The organism is Enterovibrio litoreus (assembly GCF_045679545.1).
In the GTDB taxonomy this organism is placed as follows: domain Bacteria; phylum Pseudomonadota; class Gammaproteobacteria; order Enterobacterales; family Vibrionaceae; genus Enterovibrio.
Genome location: NZ_CP166194.1, coordinates 2,665,532 through 2,683,436 on the forward strand (window position 1 = coordinate 2,665,532; position 17,905 = coordinate 2,683,436).

Annotated in this window: 12 protein-coding genes and 1 tRNA gene; 8 read left to right on the forward strand and 5 right to left on the reverse strand. The window is 46.4% G+C overall.

Going from position 1 to position 17,905, the window contains the following annotated elements:
• Positions 1–175 precede the first annotated feature (175 nt).
• On the forward strand, positions 176–1,309 hold the full coding sequence (locus AB8599_RS11740; protein WP_407331107.1) for a flagellar assembly protein T N-terminal domain-containing protein: 1,134 nt from the start codon (positions 176–178) through the stop codon (positions 1,307–1,309).
• Positions 1,310–1,390: 81 nt separating this feature from the next.
• Positions 1,391–1,466: transfer RNA gene (locus AB8599_RS11745), tRNA-Arg, on the forward strand.
• Between the two features lie 118 nt (positions 1,467–1,584).
• On the opposite strand, the gene AB8599_RS11750 is transcribed toward AB8599_RS11745, so the two are convergent.
• From AB8599_RS11750 to ligA, 5 genes are all read right to left on the reverse strand, one after another.
• Complete coding sequence (locus AB8599_RS11750; RefSeq protein ID WP_407331108.1) at positions 1,585–2,967, reverse strand: OprD family outer membrane porin; 1,383 nt, start codon at positions 2,965–2,967, stop codon at positions 1,585–1,587.
• Between the two features lie 497 nt (positions 2,968–3,464).
• Positions 3,465–4,886: a glutamate--tRNA ligase gene (gene gltX, locus AB8599_RS11755; RefSeq protein ID WP_407331109.1), complete on the reverse strand. Its 1,422-nt coding sequence runs from the start codon at positions 4,884–4,886 to the stop codon at positions 3,465–3,467.
• Positions 4,887–5,034: 148 nt separating this feature from the next.
• Positions 5,035–5,220: a hypothetical protein gene (locus AB8599_RS11760; RefSeq protein ID WP_407331110.1), complete on the reverse strand. Its 186-nt coding sequence runs from the start codon at positions 5,218–5,220 to the stop codon at positions 5,035–5,037.
• A 332-nt stretch (positions 5,221–5,552) separates the two neighbouring features.
• Positions 5,553–6,920, reverse strand: a complete 1,368-nt coding sequence (locus tag AB8599_RS11765) for a multidrug transporter (RefSeq protein WP_407331111.1) — start codon at positions 6,918–6,920, stop codon at positions 5,553–5,555.
• 528 nt (positions 6,921–7,448) lie between these two features.
• Positions 7,449–9,464 (reverse strand): NAD-dependent DNA ligase LigA, encoded by a 2,016-nt coding sequence (gene ligA / locus AB8599_RS11770; protein WP_407331112.1) that lies wholly within the window; start codon positions 9,462–9,464, stop codon positions 7,449–7,451.
• Between the two features lie 170 nt (positions 9,465–9,634).
• Between ligA and AB8599_RS11775 the strand changes: the two genes are divergently transcribed.
• From AB8599_RS11775 to AB8599_RS11800, 6 genes are all read left to right on the forward strand, one after another.
• Positions 9,635–10,096, forward strand: coding sequence for a hypothetical protein (locus AB8599_RS11775; RefSeq protein WP_407331113.1), 462 nt, complete (start codon positions 9,635–9,637; stop codon positions 10,094–10,096).
• A 121-nt stretch (positions 10,097–10,217) separates the two neighbouring features.
• A complete protein-coding gene (gene secD, locus AB8599_RS11780) occupies positions 10,218–12,038 on the forward strand; it encodes a protein translocase subunit SecD (protein ID WP_407331114.1) in 1,821 nt (606 codons plus the stop codon).
• Position 12,039: 1 nt separating this feature from the next.
• A complete protein-coding gene (gene secF / locus AB8599_RS11785) occupies positions 12,040–12,936 on the forward strand; it encodes a protein translocase subunit SecF (protein WP_407331115.1) in 897 nt (298 codons plus the stop codon).
• A gap of 320 nt (positions 12,937–13,256) precedes the next feature.
• Entirely contained in the window at positions 13,257–15,368 is a 2,112-nt protein-coding gene (locus AB8599_RS11790) for a protein-disulfide reductase DsbD family protein (protein ID WP_407331116.1), read from the forward strand.
• Positions 15,361–15,930, forward strand: a complete 570-nt coding sequence (locus AB8599_RS11795; RefSeq protein ID WP_407331117.1) for a protein disulfide oxidoreductase — start codon at positions 15,361–15,363, stop codon at positions 15,928–15,930. Before AB8599_RS11790 ends, AB8599_RS11795 begins: the two co-directional genes overlap by 8 nt.
• 364 nt (positions 15,931–16,294) lie before the next feature.
• Complete coding sequence (locus tag AB8599_RS11800) at positions 16,295–17,863, forward strand: lytic polysaccharide monooxygenase (RefSeq protein ID WP_407331118.1); 1,569 nt, start codon at positions 16,295–16,297, stop codon at positions 17,861–17,863.
• The last annotated feature ends 42 nt before the right edge of the window (positions 17,864–17,905 follow it).

A 17,905-nucleotide genomic window follows, 5' to 3' on the forward strand; every position in this document is an offset into this window, starting at 1 on the left:
TTGGCATTAAGCGCAACCGAGAAGAAACGACGACAAATTCATTGTTTCAACTTTTAGGAACATTATTTGCATCAATAGGGTTATATTTTCGCTGTCATTGTTAACCGCATTGCCGCTTTTCCCGCGATGTTATCTGGTCTAGCAATTTTTGTACCTACTATTGGAAGTCAGGGTCATGCGCAAAAAAATTATTGCTCCATTGGTCGCCAGTCTTGCACTCGCAACCGCTACAGCCAACGCTGCATGGTATGAAGTCACTGGCGTTAGCAGCATTCTGGAAAGTAAAGATCAAGCCAGAGCGAGAGCATTGGACGATGCCGTTTATCAAGCACTACGTTATTCAGGTGCCGATATTTCAGGCCTGGCAGACATTCGCCCGTACTTGACAGAGCCTCGCAATGATTACCAATTTAGCGGCAATGAAATCCGCCATATACAAGTACTTGAAACGAAAGATCGCGATGGTGTCATGAAATTGACAGCACGCATTGATATCTACCCGACGGCAAAAGCTTGCCACAAGAACCAATATAAAAAAGGCCTTCTACTAAGTCGGTTTGATATTGTCTCACCACAACAAGCGGCGCTTGGCGGTATTTTCCAGTTCGGCGATGATTTCACCGTGCTTCTTCAACGCCAATTTGAAACGCAAGCGCAAAGTTTTGTTGTTCAAGGGATCACGCCGCACAACGTTTCACCAACACAACCAGACATTGCGACAATGATTGCCGAAGACGCCGGCGCGCAATATGTCATGATTGGTTCGATCACCGACATGTCGGCAACCATCGACCAAAAAGTGCTAAGAGATGACAAAACTAACCGACAACTGGCGCTTTCCATTGACGTTCTGGATGGGAAGTCTGGGGAAGTTATTTACCAAAACATCTATCGAGACATTGCCGCGTGGCCGTTTGAACGACAAAGTAAAGTCGATACCAAGACCGCACGGTTTTGGACTTCCGCTTACGGGGAAATGGCACAACGAGTCAGTCGTAATATTTTATTGGACTTGGAAAGCAACCTTTCATGCCGTGCTACCACGCCGGAAGTGGTTTCAATCAATGGTCAATCAGGGCAAATCAATGCCGGTCGTGTTCATGGTGTGAAATATGGTGACGAATTGTCACTCTGGCACAATGCGTCTTTTACCGATCAATATGGCGTTAACCGCACGCAACTCAAGAAAAGTGAAATGGTATTAACCGTGACGCGTGTTTATGAAAGTTCAGCAGAAGTCGCCGTATCCCCCGTTGAGCTCGGACCAAGCATTCAAATTGGTGATATGGTAACCAAACACACGTTATAGCGTGATGAAAACCTTAACCTCAAGATTCTTTTAGGTATACTAACCGCTTAGCGCCCGCTCAATACCTCTGCGGCGCTTTGCGCTCCCATAGCTCAACAGGATAGAGCAGTCGCCTCCTAAGCGATCGATCGGGGTTCGAGTCCCTGTGGGAGCGCCAATTCATTGTGATTCATAAGTCCCCTCCGCTTTCAAGATTAAAGACCCTAGTTACATATTCTCAAAAGACAAAAACGCCCACACAATGTGCAGGCGTTAGCTTTGTTACTTTATTTCGTTTACTTGATAGTAAAAGGAATGGTCAAAGTAACTTTGATGTCTTTTTCATCCTGGAACAAGTTGGTGTAAGGTGCCCAGTTGTCAGCATCAGTGTCGTTCACATAATTAGTGTAGTACATGCCAAAGTTAGCACCTTTTAGCGCGCCACCTTGAATTGCATAGTTTGCAAACACACTACCTGAATATTCAAACAAATCGTCTACGCCAGCAATATCAGTAGATGCCATACCAAATGCACCGCTAAGACCAGCGCTAAAACCAGGAGCACCCAAGTCAGTGAAATCACGTGCTAACGATGCAAATGCTGCGAACTCACCATCATGGTTAAAGTCAGAGCGGTTGTTCCACCAAATATCGTAAGTACCGTTAGAACCACCGTATTGCTTAGTCAGACGGTATGCCATGTTACCAATCAAAGATGCATCTTTGTCTTCTGCAACGGTGTAAGTCGCTTCTGCACGTACAGAATAAGCACCGAATGATTTAGCCGACAAGAACGCCAGCTGGAAAGCTGTGCTATCGAATTGACCATCATCTTCAACAACATATAGCTGTGGAGATACGTACAAGCCACCTTCAGTGGTGTACTTCAACTTCACATGTGCATTTGCACGATCACCGTCAGTCAAACCAGCATATGCAGCATCAATAAGCATGCCGTTGTCGAATGTGTAACGACCACCAAAAGAGAATGCATCGCCAGCATCGGTTTTACCATCGGCATCGCGGAACTCATAGCTATCTTTGAACCATGGAGCCTTGTACTCGGTTGCATAAACTAAACCAAGCTGCAGGTTATCTTGACTAAAGCCAATCTCACCACCAGTGTATGTACCAGCAGCGTAAGACCAGTTTACACCGATTGCGCTTGGTACAGATGGCTGAAACCAACCCGCTTTCGCAGTGACGTTCTCACCCATTTTGAATTTAGCAGCAGCGGTTTGAACTGAAACACCGTTGTCGGTACATTCAGATGCCCACGTACCAGAACAACCAGTGTTTGCATCGGGAGTCATGTCATAAGGATTGTTGACATTCCAGAAGTTCATTTCATGGTCTGGGCTACCATTGTTATAAAGATCAAACGTGCTATATACGTTAAGGTCTAAGCCCGCCATGTCATTGACATAGCCCGAGCTGAAACCAAGGTTCATCATTACTGAACCATGATCGAGATTGGTTTTTTGCGGCGTATCTTTGCCTGTAGCAGTGTCAAAACCACCACGAGTACGGTCACGGAACCAAAAATTAACGCCACCAGCAATTGAAGAATCTTCAAAGAAGCCTTCCGCTTGTACTTGTGGTGCTGCCATCAGTGATGCACCAGCAATGACACCCACTACCGCCATGCTTAGCATTGAACGCTTGAACATTTTTTCCATGGAATACTCCTAAACATAAAATTCGCTGATGGAGAGTTCGTTACTTTAAGTTGGCCGCCGAAAGCTAACGTCACCAGCATTTAGATTGATTAAATGTATCAACGAGGTGCAGCTTAATTCGTATCGATAAAAAAAAAACAGAATGGGTGATAAAATTTGAATTAGTTCAAAATACGCAACAAAAAACAACATAAACATTTAAAATCAATGACTTACAACCAAACATAAAACATAAATAAATCCAAATTTCATGAGTAACCGCAAAGCTGTGATCAGTGGCACACAAAGATCGACACTTAAAAAGAGAAAGAGCCACACAGCAGAAAACCTAAAAGCTTAAAGTTGAACTCATGCGCATATTTTTATTGAAAGAGAATTGAGTTAGTGCGGGTAGACCAGTGAATGTACATTCTGTTCAGTGTTTGAAAAGAAAAAAGCCCCTCGCGAAACGCGAAGGGCTTTACATCGGACTAACTATTTTAACTTAGGCTTGTCTGCTATTGCGCTTCGCGTTGAGCTATAAAGGTTATCGCTTGTTTAATACGGCTAACCACGCGCTCTTTACCAATCAATTGCATGACAGCATCCACTGACGGTGACTGCCCTTGACCAGTAACAGCTACACGCAATGGCATGCCTACTTTACCCATTCCAAGTTCTAGCTCAGTACAGGTATCAGCGATGAGCTGATGCAGATTCTCTGTTGTCCAGTCGTTTAGCGCTTCGGCTTTAGACAGGGCAAACTCTAATGCTTCTTTGGCGACAGGGCGAAGATGCTTCTTCGCAGCCCCCGCCTCGAACTCTTCAAAATCTTGATAGAAGTAGCGGCTTTGCTCTGCCAATTCAATCAATGTGTTGCAGCGCTCACCAACAAGCTTGATCACTTCGGTAATGGCTGGACCATTTGCTGTGTCGATTGATTTTTGATCAAGATGCCATTGTAAGTATTTCGCAACGTACTCAGGCTCGGCGCTCTTAATATAGTGGTTGTTCAGCCAAAGTAGTTTGTCTGTATTGAATGCAGAGGCAGATTTACTTACCGATTCAAGGCTAAACAGGCTAATCATTTCTTCCAATGAGAAGATTTCCTGATCGCCATGTGACCAACCCAAACGAACCAAATAGTTTAGCAAGGCTTGCGGTAAGTAGCCTTCATCACGATATTGCATCACACTGACTGCGCCGTGGCGTTTAGATAACTTAGCGCCATCGTCACCCAAAATCATCGAACAATGCGCAAACTCAGGAACGGGCGCGCCAATCGCTTTGTAGATATTGATTTGTCGAGGCGTATTGTTGATGTGATCTTCACCGCGCACAACTTGGGTGATGCCCATGTCCCAGTCATCAATAACGACACAGAAGTTATACGTTGGGCTGCCATCGGTACGACGGATGATCAAGTCATCCAATTCGCTGTTAGCTATTTCAATGTGACCGCGGATTTTGTCATCAAAAACCACCGTCCCTTCTTTCGGGTTACGGAAACGGATGCAGAAAGGCGAACTCTCTGTAGCTTCAGTATTTGCCGCAATCACTTTGGGATGATTCGCATCGTAACGAGGTTTAACACCTGCAGCCATTTGCTCTTCACGAATTTCATCGAGAAGCTCTTTAGGTGCATAGCACTTATAAGCTTTATCTTCTGCAAGCAGTTGATCAACCACTTCGTTATAGCGATCAAAACGTTTGGTCTGATAGTACGGACCTTCATCCCAATCCAAACCAAGCCATTCCATGCCTTCAAGAATGGCATCGATCGCTTCTTGGGTTGAACGCTCAATATCAGTGTCTTCTATGCGAAGCACAAACTCACCGCCAGTGTGTTTAGCGTAGAGCCAAGAATACAGTGCGGTGCGAGCACCACCTACATGCAAGAAGCCTGTTGGGCTTGGTGCGAAACGGGTTTTAACTATCACGGGAAAACCTTAACTGCATAAAGCAAATTTGTTGAAATCGAAGTCGCTGCATTTTAGCACTGTTACGACAAGGAACAACACGGTAATCCACGCAAAAAAAATCGGGGCTAAGCATCCCCGATTTAACTGTTTTTTAGTTACGTTGATTCTAGTAGATGACTTTGCCACCCATATTGCGGCAAACGTAGGCAGGTACATACGTTGAATCGTTGTTATTGTTGTCGACAACGCAGCGATAAATTGGCACAGATTGTGCCTGTGCTGCAGCAGCCGCAAAACCTGACATAGAAGCAAATCCGATAATTGCTGTTGCGATAAGTGTACGCTTAAACATGTGACATCCCTCCAATAATGTGTCTATTGGAGTATAGAACGACAATTTAAAGTGCGAGCAATATCTCATTATTTTTTATCTAAAATTAATCATTGAGGGATACATTTGAGCTGATGACAAGTTGAGCATAATACAATTCGAAGATTAAATATCTGGCGACTTTGCATTGATTGGCACAAAGATTTAGCTATCTTTGCAAACACTTAAACTTGGAAGCAAAACGACGAAACCCACTAAGGCAATTTACGAACCCTATCGCCTGAGAACTATTGTTTAGATGAAGAAAAAGCCAGCGTGAACGCTGGCTTTTATTTGCAAATTAATCCTTTGGATTATTTGACAGAAAATGGCATTGTAAGTGTTAGTTTAAAATCTTCTTCATCTTGGAATGAGTTAGTATACCCAGTCCAGTTAGGAGCATCTGTATCATTCTCATAACGAGTGTAGTAGAAGCCTACATTTGCACCTTTTAGGGCACCATCTTGAATTGCGTAATTAGCAAATGCACTAATTGCACCTTCTTTAAGCTCTTTATAACCTTCAGCTTTAGCTCCAGTACCATAAGCACCAGAAACACCAGCATTAAATCCTTGAGCGCCAATATCACTGAAATCACGAGCAACTGATGCAAAAACTGCTAGCTCACCATCGTGGTTAAAGTCAGAGCGGTTGTTCCACCAAATATCATACGCGCCATTAGACCCACCATAGGTCTGCGTTAATCGATAAGCCATGTTTCCAACGCTAGCTGCATCACCAGAATCAGCAGCAGTCATAGTCGCTTCAGCACGAACGCTGTAAACACCAAAGCTCTTTGAAGCAAGAAATGCTAGCTGTGCTGCGGTATCTTTATATTGCTCGTCATCTTTAACAACATAAAGTTGAGGAGATAGATACAAGCCACTATCGGTTGTGTATTTCAACTTGAGGTGGAAATTTTTGCGATCACCATCAGTTAAACCAGCATAAGCTGTGTCGAACAGCAAACCATTGCTAAGCGTGTAGCGCGCACCTACAGAATATGCTGAGCCTGCATCTTTACCTTCAGAGGTACGGAATTCATAACTGCTCTGGAACCACGGAGCACGGTAGCTATCAGCAACTACAGCACCAACCTGTAGATCACCAAAATTAGCACCGATTTCACCACCAGTGTATGTACCAGCAGCAAAAGACCAGTTAACACCAAGTGCACTAGGTACAGATGGCTGGAAATAACCAAGCTTAGCTGTGGCGACATCGCCCATTTTAAACTTAGCCGCAGCAGTCTGCACCGCTACACCATCAGTAGTACACGCTGAACTCCAAGTTCCGTCACAAGAGTTGCTTGCAGGGGTCTTATCATATGGGTTATCCACATCCCAGAAGTTCATTTCATGATCTGGACTACCATTATTCTGCAAATCAGCTGTTGCATAAATATTAAAGTCAAAGCCAACAATGTCTGATACATAACCTGAATTAAAACCAAGGCCAGCATAGAGTGATGTAGAATTTACATTCGTCTCCATGCGTGTGTCTTCACCGTTTACAGTATTACCGCGATCACGGTTACGATGCCAAATATTTACAGCACCACCAATTGACGAATCTTCGAAAAAGCCTTCTGCTGAAGCGACTGGAGCTGTAACTATAGACACACCAGCAACAGCACCAAGAATTGCAACTCCCAATACTGAACGTTTAAACATTTTTTCCATGGAAAATAACTCCTAAAGGGATATTTCAAAATTCCAGTTCAATGCTTTAAAGGTTGGCCGCCGAAAGCAATGAACCGTATATTCGATTGACTAAAACGACGCGTATATCACCGCTTTAGATTTTTTCACCACCGATTGAACTCTCCCTCAACCGATGTGTCTCAGACTACTTCCCCCAAAAAAAACATCAATGAGAACTTTATTTGTTATTAAAAAAATATGACTCGGTGCAAAGTTCCATCCATGTTCGTGATCCTGATCTCCTATTTATATAAAACACTAAGATTAAAAATATAAAATAATAAAAATCATATAGTTAACTTAAGTATTTGTTGTGAGAAATGCCTATTAATAATTAACAGCGATCGATATCACACATTGAATAGTCATCGTGAAACACGCAAATCAGGCTAAAAAAGCAGCATAATTCTCGGAGTAAATTATTAGATCTAACTCGCAAACCACCTCTTACTGGCATAAAAAAAGCGTCGGCAGTAGCCGACGCTTTGGGTAACGCTACGCGTTAAATTAGCGGGAAAGTAACTGCATCATTCCCTCTTCATCTAGAATATCGATGCCTAATTCTTGCGCTTTGATGAGTTTCGAGCCAGCCGCTTCACCTGCTATCAACAAGTCTGTTTTCGCTGACACACTGCCCGTCACTTTCGCACCGAGGGCTTGAAGAGCGGATTTTGCATCGCTACGTGACATTTGCGACAGTGTGCCGGTGAGTACCACCACCTTTCCATCTAAAGGCAGAGATTCACTTTCATCACGTGCCGCAATCTCCGGCCAATGAACCCCTGCTTCAAGCAATGCATCAATCGCCTCTTTGTTTCTCTCTTCACTAAAGAAAGACGCCACATGTTTGGCGACAATAACGCCGACATCTTGTACCGCAATCAATTGCTCTTCAGTGGCGTTGCGAATGGCATCGAGTGTGCGGAAATGGTTCGCTAAGTTCGCTGCCGTGGCTTCGCCCACTTCTCGAATGCCTAAAGAATAGATAAATCGAGGTAGCGTTGTTTCTTTGGCTTTTTTCAACGAATCCACAAGGTTTTGTGCAGACTTAGGCCCCATGCGGTCAAGCATGGTCACTTGCCCAGCGGTTAACTTGAACAAGTCGGCTGGCGCTTGCACCAACTCTTTATCAATCAACTGCTCAACAATTTTGTCGCCAAGGCCATCGACATCCAATGCTTTTCGCGATGAAAAGTGTTTGATGGCTTCTTTGCGCTGCGCCAAGCAGATCAAGCCGCCCGAACAACGGGCAACCGCTTCGCCTTCGATGCGCTCCACATGAGAATGGCAAACAGGACATTCTGACGGGAATACCACGTCTTTGGTATCAGCAGGTCGGCGGCTTTCCACCACGCTGACAATTTGTGGGATGACATCCCCCGCACGGCGAATGATCACAGTATCACCAATTTTCACGCCTAAACGGGCAATTTCATCGGCGTTATGAAGTGTTGCATTCGATACCGTCACACCACCGACAAAAACAGGGTCGAGTTTTGCAACGGGGGTAATCGCCCCCGTTCGACCGACTTGGAATTCCACATCGAGTAAGGTGGTAATTTCTTCTTGAGCCGGGAATTTGTAAGCAATCGCCCAGCGCGGAGCACGGGCAACAAATCCCAGTTGTTCTTGAGTCGCAATATTGTCGACTTTGATCACCACACCGTCGATTTCATAAGGCAATTCGTTTCGGCGCGTCATGATGTCTTGATAGTAAGCAATCACATTGTCTAGACCATCAACTTTCTTCACTTCTGGGCTCAACGGAATGCCCCATTGGCGAAGCTGCTCTAAGCGACCAATGTGAGAATCACCAAAGGCTTGTGACATGACCCCTACGGAGTAGGCATAAAAGCGAAGTGGTCGCGTGGCGGTAACTTTAGGGTCGAGCTGGCGAAGGCTACCAGCAGCAGCGTTTCGTGGGTTCGCGAAGGGCTTTTCACCTTTTTTTAGGTTTTTCTCATTCAGTTTATCAAAGCCATCTTTGAGCATGAACACTTCACCGCGCACTTCTAAACGCGCAGGCCAACCACCTGAACCCTGCAATTGAAGCGGCACATTACGGATGGTTCGAACGTTGTGTGTAATGTTCTCCCCTGTACTGCCGTCTCCACGTGTTGCTGCTTGAACCAACACACCGTTTTCATACATCAAGCTCACCGCGAGACCATCTAATTTAGGTTCACAGCTAAAGGTAAAGTCTGCCGCGTTGTTTAGCCTGTCTTTCATGCGCTTTTCAAACGCGATAAGTTCGTCATCATCAAAGGCGTTATCAAGAGACAGCATGGGAATTTCATGACGCACTTGCACAAAGGCACTTAGCGGCTGACCACCCACTCGCTGGCTCGGTGAATCTTCCGTTACCCATTCAGGGTGTTCCGCTTCAATCGCCAGCAGTTCCTGCATCATGCGATCATATTCCGCATCTGGCAGTTCAGGCTTATCTTCGACGTAATAGAGGTGTCCGTGGTATGTAAGCTGCGCTTTAAGCGACTGCAATTTTTGTTGAATTTCCGTGGTCATCAATGCTGCCTAGTCAATCTTCACCATTCATCTTATGAACGGTTGATGGATAAGAATGGGCAATAGTATATACCCGAGTGACTTCAAGATGCAGCGGGATAGGCAATTAGCGCTTGTTGGATTTTCACCTCAGGATTATGATGCTGCCAAGTAGAAAAATAAGTGGTCATATGCGAAATATCACGTTGAGAAAATCCGGTATCTTGGGCGTATTGCTTGCGCTGATGCTTGTCATTTTTTCAACGCCTTCTTTTTCGATGGCTGGCAATGCTGACATATCATTGCAGACGACACACTCTGTGAGTGTCGATATCGATAGCAGCCAGCATGATGACGCACCAACATCTCTTCACACAGAAAAACGCTCACCCGCTAAATCACTCGCGCCTAACCTCGGTCAGTTACTTCGTATCGGCTCATGGTTGCCAGAGCGAATCAACAACCTTGAGCCAAACTATGAGTTGGTCATTGATCTCTCATTAGCAATACCTCATGCATTCCACCCCCACTTCCATGTCGCGCTTACCCATTGGCAAGACTGGACCAGAGGCTCACCAAACACGCCCTATCGTGTTGCGGGCTGGAAAGATTCAAACCTGCTTTATCGCTTCATCAGTCAATCTCACGCTTAGCGCGTCACCCAATATCTGAGTTCACGCTCAGCCATTAAACACATCTAAATACCTATATAAAAACAGGTGTTTAGATGAAATTTCTGACGCTATTTTGCCGCACACCTTTGCGGCCAAGAGTTTGACTATGAAGAAAAAAACGTCTCGAACGACCATGCTGAACCATTACCCAGCGTGGAAGTATGTGGTGCTTATTACCACCCTTATCATCATGTTCTTTAGCGCCCTGCCTTCTTGGTTTGGTGAAAATGCTGCTGTGCTGATTTCTCACAAAGAAGCAACACCTTCTGCGATATCCATCCAAAAAGCGCTTTCAAACAAAGATATTGAGATTAAGCGCATTGACCAAACGGGCAATAAAACCACGGTTGTATTGGATAATGCGGCGCAACAAAGTATGGCCAAAAACGTGCTTGAAAACGCATCAAACCCTGAAGACACAGTGGCATTGGCCATGGTGCCTGCTGCACCAAGCTGGCTATTAGACATGGGGTTTAAGCCGATCAAACTAGGACTGGATTTACGCGGTGGAGTGCAATTCCTGCTGGATGTCGATATGGATCAGGTCTTCCATGCCCATGCTAATCAAGCAGCTGATTCAATACGTGAACAAGCGCGTGAACTTCGCGTTCGCGGTGTTCGCGTTCAAGTCGCCGCAGATAATTCACTGCGCATCATCTCGCCATCAAGCAAAGCTAACGGTGAAATTCGCCAATATGCTCGAGACCAATATCCTCAGTGGGAAGTAAAAGGCAATGGTGACAACGCCTTAGTGATGCATTTGAAAGACGCAGAAATGCAAACACTGACGAACTTAACGGTTCAGCAAAACCTGCAAACCATGCGTAGTCGCATTGAAGAGTTAGGTATCACGGAAGCGGTAGTTCAACGCCAAGGTGAGCACCGTATCCGTATCGAACTGCCGGGCGTGCAAGACCCTGCATCGGCAAAAAATGTCATTGGTGCAACCGCAAGCCTTGCATTCTACCAAGTGGTTAGTGATGCAAAACCCGGCGCTATTGCCCTCCCTGATAGCAGCGGGCGAACGGTTTACGTGAATCGCAAACCTGTTCTGGCTGGCGAGCATATTGTGGATGCACGCGGCAGCATGGGCGAAATGGGCATGCCTGAAGTGAACATCTCTCTGGACGCTACTGGTGGCAAAAAAATGTCAGACTTCTCTGCCAAAGCCATCGGTCAGCCAATGGCAACCGCTTACAGCGAATATAGCCGAAATGCTGAGGGCAAAGCAGAACAAACCACCTCTATTATCAGCGTGGCAACCATTCAATCGCAGCTGGGTAATCGCTTTCGAATCACAGGTGTCGGCTCTTTAGAAGATGCTCAAGATCTCGCGTTGCTACTTCGTGCAGGTTCACTCACTGCGCCAGTCACCATTGTTGAAGAGCGAACTATCGGCCCTTCTTTAGGTGCGGAAAATATCCAGAACGGCTTTGCCGCCCTTGCGCTAGGCATGGGTTTGACTCTGCTGTTTATGGCGGTGTGGTACCGCAAACTGGGCTGGGTTGCGAACCTTGCACTGATCATCAACATGGTGATGTTGCTAGGATTGATTGCGCTGCTTCCGGGGGCTGTACTGACATTACCCGGCATTGCAGGGCTGGTCCTTACCATCGGTATGGCCGTCGATACTAATGTGCTTATCTTTGAGCGAATAAAAGAAAAAATGCGTGAAGGTCGAAGCCTGGCGCAATCCATCGACTTGGGCTTTAGCAGTGCTTTTAGCACCATTCTTGACTCCAACATCACGACCTTAATCTCAGCCGCTACCTTATACGCAATCGGTAATGGCCCGATTCAAGGGTTCGCATTAACGCTCGGCTTAGGTTTACTAACAAGCATGTTCACAGGAATTTTCGCGTCTCGTGCAGTGATAAACCTAGGTTGGGGCAAAGATACTCGTCGTGGAGTGAGGATTTAACATGACTATTATGAAAAACATGACCCAATGGCGCCATGCAGGCAGCATACTTTCTTGTGTATTGATGCTGGTTTCGATTTTCTTTCTGTCAACTAAAGGACTTAATTTCGGGCTGGATTTCACCGGCGGTATGATAAGTGAAGTGAAAATTGACCAATCACTTACTGCAACAGAGATTCAATCCAAACTTGAAGCGGCACTGAAGCAACCTGTTTCTGTGGTTGCTGCAGGTGAACCCGGTGAGTGGGTACTGCGCTACGCCGCACCGGAAACGCTGAGCGATCAACCTGAAATCAAAACCCTACTCACGGGTTTTTCAAATCATGTAGAAATGATTAATGTGAGTTTGGTTGGCCCGCAAGTTGGACAAGAACTGGCAGAACAAGGTGGGCTGGCCGTTCTGATTACGTTACTCGTGATCCTCGGTTACTTGAGCATGCGCTTTGAATGGCGATTGGCATCTGGGGCACTGTTAGCTCTCGTCCACGATGTGGTTTTACTGCTGGGCTTCTTCTCCATCACAGGCATGGAGTTCAACCTCACCGTACTTGCCGCATTGCTGGCGGTTCTAGGTTATTCGCTCAATGACTCCATCATTATTTCGGACAGAATACGCGAACTGCTAAAAGCCAATGTGACTCTGCCCATTGCTGAGCTTAACAACCGCGCGATCGTATCCACTCTGTCGCGAACCTTAATCACTTCAGGAACGACTTTAATTTCGGTCGGCTCTCTTTGGCTACTGGGTGGCGAGCCTCTCTATGGTTTCTCCATCACCATGTTCATCGGCATTGTTGCTGGTACATGGTCAACCATGACCGTTGCCACCATCATTCCCGAAATAACCAAGCTCAACCCCCAGCACTACATGCCTGCTGTCATCTCTGATGCGCCATAGATAGACGTCGCAAATCCCGCTGAAAATTCAGGCCCGTCTTTCGGGCCTGATTCTTATCACTCACCGCTATCTGCCACGCTTGGCGTTCATCTATTTAGATATATTTACAAAATAAGATGAACCAAACCACACTTCTCCTTTCGAACTGACTTCTTGATACGTTACATTCAGCTTTTCGTCGAGCAACCGAAACATGTACCGTAGTGGGCACTCACCTTTGACATTTTCTTCGTGCCCTTCGTCTTTCGTTGGTAAACACATCAAACAACGTCTTCTAACCAACCGTGTTGATGATTAGTTTTATTTTCAAGGAATCGCTAATGCAAGCAGCAACAATCATCACCCGACTTTCATTCATGCTCATTAGCAGCCTTTGTCTGGCACTGCTCCTTGCCATGCCCGCCAGATCAGAAAGCCCATCAACGGCCTGGCTCACTGACACTAATCATCCCCCATTGAAATCTCGTGTGGTGATAACTGGCGCTGCCAATCCCACTTCAAAAACAGTTGACGGTTTCTTGGAAATTCAGCTTGAGGGCGATTGGAAAACATATTGGCGAACGCCCGGTGAGGGCGGTGTTGCACCAAGCCTCAATTGGCAAGTGTCAACAAACATCAAAAACATTGAATGGCATTGGCCTGCACCGGAGCGTTTTGATTTATTAGGCATTGATACGCTGGGCTACAAACATAATGTGGTGATACCACTGACTTTTACCCTTGAGGATTTCAACCAAACCACGCTTTTCAAGGGCACGTTTACCCTTTCATCTTGCACAACGATATGCGTGCTGACTGATTACCCAGCAGAGCTGACCTTCAACCCCAACGAACTAGAAATAGATCCTGAAGCCCTACATCGTCATGCTCAAGGCATGAGCCAAGTGCCACAGACATCACCTTTGATTTCCCACCTTTCAACCACATGGGATAAAGAGGCGCAGCAATTAGAAGTCGTCGCGCAAAATGTAATGGGTTGGACATCGCCAGATGTGTTGATTGATGGTGAGTCACAAGCTGTTGTCGATGTGTTTTTCTCTGTCCCTTACGTCGTGGTCAGCGGCAACACACTTCGGGCGACATTTGATGCCAACAGCTGGATAAGCAAACCTGAACTCGGCAATACAGCGCTCAATGTCACTTTTATTGACGAAAACTTCCTCGCAGAACAAAGCAGCACCGCAACCCATGGCGTTGTCAAAACGGCGACTAGATTGACGTTTTTCTCTGCGATATTTTTCGCGCTTCTCGGTGGACTAATCCTTAACATCATGCCTTGCGTCTTACCTGTATTGGGCATAAAACTCAGCGGCGTTGTTACTGCGCAAGGATTAGAAAAAACACAGATCAGACGGCAGTTTATTGCTTCTGCGTTGGGTATTTTGTTTTCCTTTTGGGTGATCGCCGCATTTCTTAGTGTGTTGAAACTGACTGGGCATGCTTTTGGCTGGGGAGTTCAATTCCAAAGCCCCCTTTTTCTTGGCTTGATGGTGACGATCACGGCGTTGTTTGCCGCCAACATGTTGGGTCTATTTGAAATCCATTTACCATCAAACGTAAGCACATGGATGGCAAGCAAAGGCGACAATTCTTATGTGGGTCACTTCACTCAAGGAATGTTTGCCACCCTATTAGCAACGCCCTGCTCAGCGCCATTCTTAGGCACAGCGGTGGCTTTTGCGCTGACCACCAATACCTTTATGCTCTTTGTTATTTTCACGGCATTGGCTATTGGTATGTCATTACCTTGGCTGCTTGTTGCCACATTCCCTTCTGTTGCCCAACGCTTACCCCAGCCTGGTCACTGGATGAAAGTGGTTAAGGTTGTCCTTGGCTTCATGATGCTCGCAACCACCGTATGGCTTTTAACGCTACTAACAAACCATGTATCGACAGGCTGGGTGATCTTGCTAGCCTTGGTAAGTGGCATAGTGTTACTGCGACGAACGTCATCCGTTTACGGCAGAAAAGTCGTCGCTATTATGATTGCCGTTGGGATCATTTTCACTGCAATAGCCTTAGTAGCAGCCAGTTTGACGGCATCACGCTGGGCAACACCACTGCCTGCTGATATCGCATGGGAAAGATTATCAGAGCCTCGAATCTCCAAAGAAGTTGCTCAAGGAAGAACGGTTTTTGTCGATGTCACGGCAGATTGGTGCATTTCCTGCCAAGCCAACAAAATTGGCGTTCTGCTCCAAGAGCCGGTCTATAGCACCTTGGGCAGCGATAGCGTCATTGCAATGCAAGGTAATTGGACTGTTGCCAGTTCATCCGTCACACAATACTTGCAAAAACATGGGCGATTTGGCGTGCCGTTTAACATTGTTTATGGGCCGGGCGCTCCACAAGGGATCCCCCTCCCCGTGATTTTATCTAGCGACGCGGTTTTACGTGCGATTGACGTGGCGAAAGGAAAGACACATGAATGACCCTTCTCAATCACCGTTACCAGACGATCCCCAAACACCGGATCCAATCAGCACGACCCGAAGTAAGTGGCGCAACCCGGTTTGGTGGCTAAAAGAGATCGCCACGATCGTCGTGCTGTTCAGCGTGATCACATTGGCTTTAGATTGGTGGCAAAGCCGAGATATGCCAAACGGCAATGTTCCTCAAACCATCCTGACAACCCTATCCGGTGACACCATTGATCTGGCTACTGCCAGCAAAAATGAACCTGTGGTGCTGTACTTTTGGGCAACATGGTGCCCTGCCTGCAAGTTTGTTACGCCAACCGTTGATTGGCTCTCGGGCTCTTACAAAGTCGTTTCAATTGCGATGACATCAGGCAATCGAGACCGTGTTGCGGGTTACTTGCGCAGTCACGATATCTCCTTTGAGACGGTGAATGACGAGCAAGGTCGTTTAGGCAATACATGGGGGATCCGTTCAACACCGACGATTGTCATTGTGAAAGAGGGTGAAATCACCGCTATTACAACGGGAATTACAACCCCGCCAGGTTTATTGGCTCGCCTTTGGTTGCCCTAACGTTCGGTGCTACCTGCCATCGCTCTTGAACGATCAAAAATCACCTTGATATGTAAGCCCCTCATTTTCTGACACTAAAAAGCAACGATAACGAAGGGATAGCAGGCATCCCTTCGTTATCGTTAAACACTTCATTTTTACAATCGCATATCTGCGCTTTCGTTCTCTTTGTCCATCTTTGCCATTTAGTGATTTGGCTTCCTGATCGGTTCGCGTTTTTTCACCCCGTTGAAAATCTGCATTTTCTTTTTCGAGTGACCATCAATTTGTGCAACACACAAATTGAACAGCGCCAAAAAAATGACAAAACCTCTAGTGCACAAATAAAAAATAGAAAAAACAACCAACAACAAGAGGAAAGAAGATGTCACGAACTCGAGTATTACCCTTTGCTGCAGTGGCGACTGCAGTATCATCAGTGATGGTGCCGCAGATGGCCTCCGCACATGGTTACATGGATTATCCACCAGCACGCCAAGAAGTGTGTGACCGCGATGGGGGCTATTGGGATTCAACAAGCGGCTCCACGATTCCCAATGCCGCGTGTCGCGCTGCGTTTCAGGAATCAGGCTGGTATCCGTTTGTTCAAAAGCCTGAATTTGCCAAACTGGTTTCCAATTTCAACAGCCAAGGTGCAGTAGAAGCCGCTATTCCTGATGGTACATTGTGTGCAGCAGCTGACGCTAAAAAAGCCGGTCTCGACATTCCGTCATCTGAATGGCAAACCACCCCAATCGATCCTGCTGCGAATGGCAAGCTCACTCTGCTTTACCGTGCCTCGACACCGCATAACCCTAGCTTTTGGAAAATCTATCTGTCTAATGCAGGCTATAACCCAGCAGCAACCACTTTGGCATGGTCAGATTTAGAGTTAATTGCGGAATTCGACAATGTTCCCGTCGTCGTCATTAACGATAAAAAATACTACCAGATGCAAATCACCCTGCCGACAGATCGTTCAGGCAACGCCGTATTGTATTCACGCTGGCAACGCGATGATGCAGCAGGTGAAGGTTTCTACAACTGCAGCGACATTAGCTTTGGTGGTGACGTCATTGCACCAACGTGGTCCAGCATTGGCAGCTTCGTAAAATCGACAGACGACGCCTTGGCAGGAGATACGGTTTGGTTCCGTGTGTTTGACGGCAATGGCTCAGAGACGGTATTTGAAAAACTCGCTATCAACGCGAGCAATGCTGCCGAGTCTGTTTGGGCTGCACAAATAGCTGAATCAGTTAATACGACATCCACCACCGCACAAATTGGTAAGCAAGCCGAAGACGGGACAGTCACATGGGATAGCGCAGATCTTTACGGAAACTTGGTTTACGTAAAAGACAAAAACGCGAGCTTCCAACTTGAAGTGAAAAGACCAACTGCCAACACTGCACCTACCCTCAACGTACCGAGCGCAGTCAATGTTGACAGTGAACAGCGAGTCAGCATTGCGGTATCTGCCGCTGATACCGAAAACGACGCGCTCTCTTTCACGGCTAGCGCAGGCACGCTCACAACCAATGGAAATACAGCAACCATTGCCTATCTCGCCCCCAAAACCACAACCGATGTTACGGAGCAAATCACGGTGACCGTTTCAGACGGAACGGCTACCTCACAAGCTGTTATCACGATTAACGTAAAAGGCTCAGGCCCTATTGCGGAAAGCGACTGGCAACCAGTCAAGACATATGTAGCAGGAGATAGCGTCTTGCACCTAGGTGTCACCTACACGGCACAATGGTGGAATAAAGGCGAAGAGCCAGGCACATCAGCGGCATGGACTGCAGAAAGCGGTGCAAGCCAAAACTGGAGTAAAAGCCTCGCTTATTCGGGCGGCGATATCGTGACGTTTAACGGTAAAAGCTATAAAGCCAAGTGGTGGACGAAAGGTGACTTACCATCCAACGGTGGCCCTTGGGGTGCAGTGAAGTAATCTAAACAGAAAAATACTGTAGAAAAAAACGCCCCAGTTCAC

Bases quoted from the DNA above. Each gene is read 5' to 3' on its own strand.
- AB8599_RS11760 (WP_407331110.1), bottom strand. From the start codon at position 5,220: ATGTTTAAGCGTACACTTATCGCAACAGCAATTATCGGATTTGCTTCT.
- ligA (WP_407331112.1), bottom strand. From the start codon at position 9,464: ATGACCACGGAAATTCAACAAAAATTGCAGTCGCTTAAAGCGCAGCTT.
- AB8599_RS11750 (WP_407331108.1), bottom strand. From the start codon at position 2,967: ATGGAAAAAATGTTCAAGCGTTCAATGCTAAGCATGGCGGTAGTGGGT.
- secF (WP_407331115.1), top strand. From the start codon at position 12,040: ATGACTATTATGAAAAACATGACCCAATGGCGCCATGCAGGCAGCATA.
- AB8599_RS11740 (WP_407331107.1), top strand. From the start codon at position 176: ATGCGCAAAAAAATTATTGCTCCATTGGTCGCCAGTCTTGCACTCGCA.
- AB8599_RS11795 (WP_407331117.1), top strand. From the start codon at position 15,361: ATGAATGACCCTTCTCAATCACCGTTACCAGACGATCCCCAAACACCG.
- AB8599_RS11765 (WP_407331111.1), bottom strand. From the start codon at position 6,920: ATGGAAAAAATGTTTAAACGTTCAGTATTGGGAGTTGCAATTCTTGGT.
- AB8599_RS11800 (WP_407331118.1), top strand. From the start codon at position 16,295: ATGTCACGAACTCGAGTATTACCCTTTGCTGCAGTGGCGACTGCAGTA.
- AB8599_RS11775 (WP_407331113.1), top strand. From the start codon at position 9,635: ATGCGAAATATCACGTTGAGAAAATCCGGTATCTTGGGCGTATTGCTT.
- AB8599_RS11790 (WP_407331116.1), top strand. From the start codon at position 13,257: ATGCAAGCAGCAACAATCATCACCCGACTTTCATTCATGCTCATTAGC.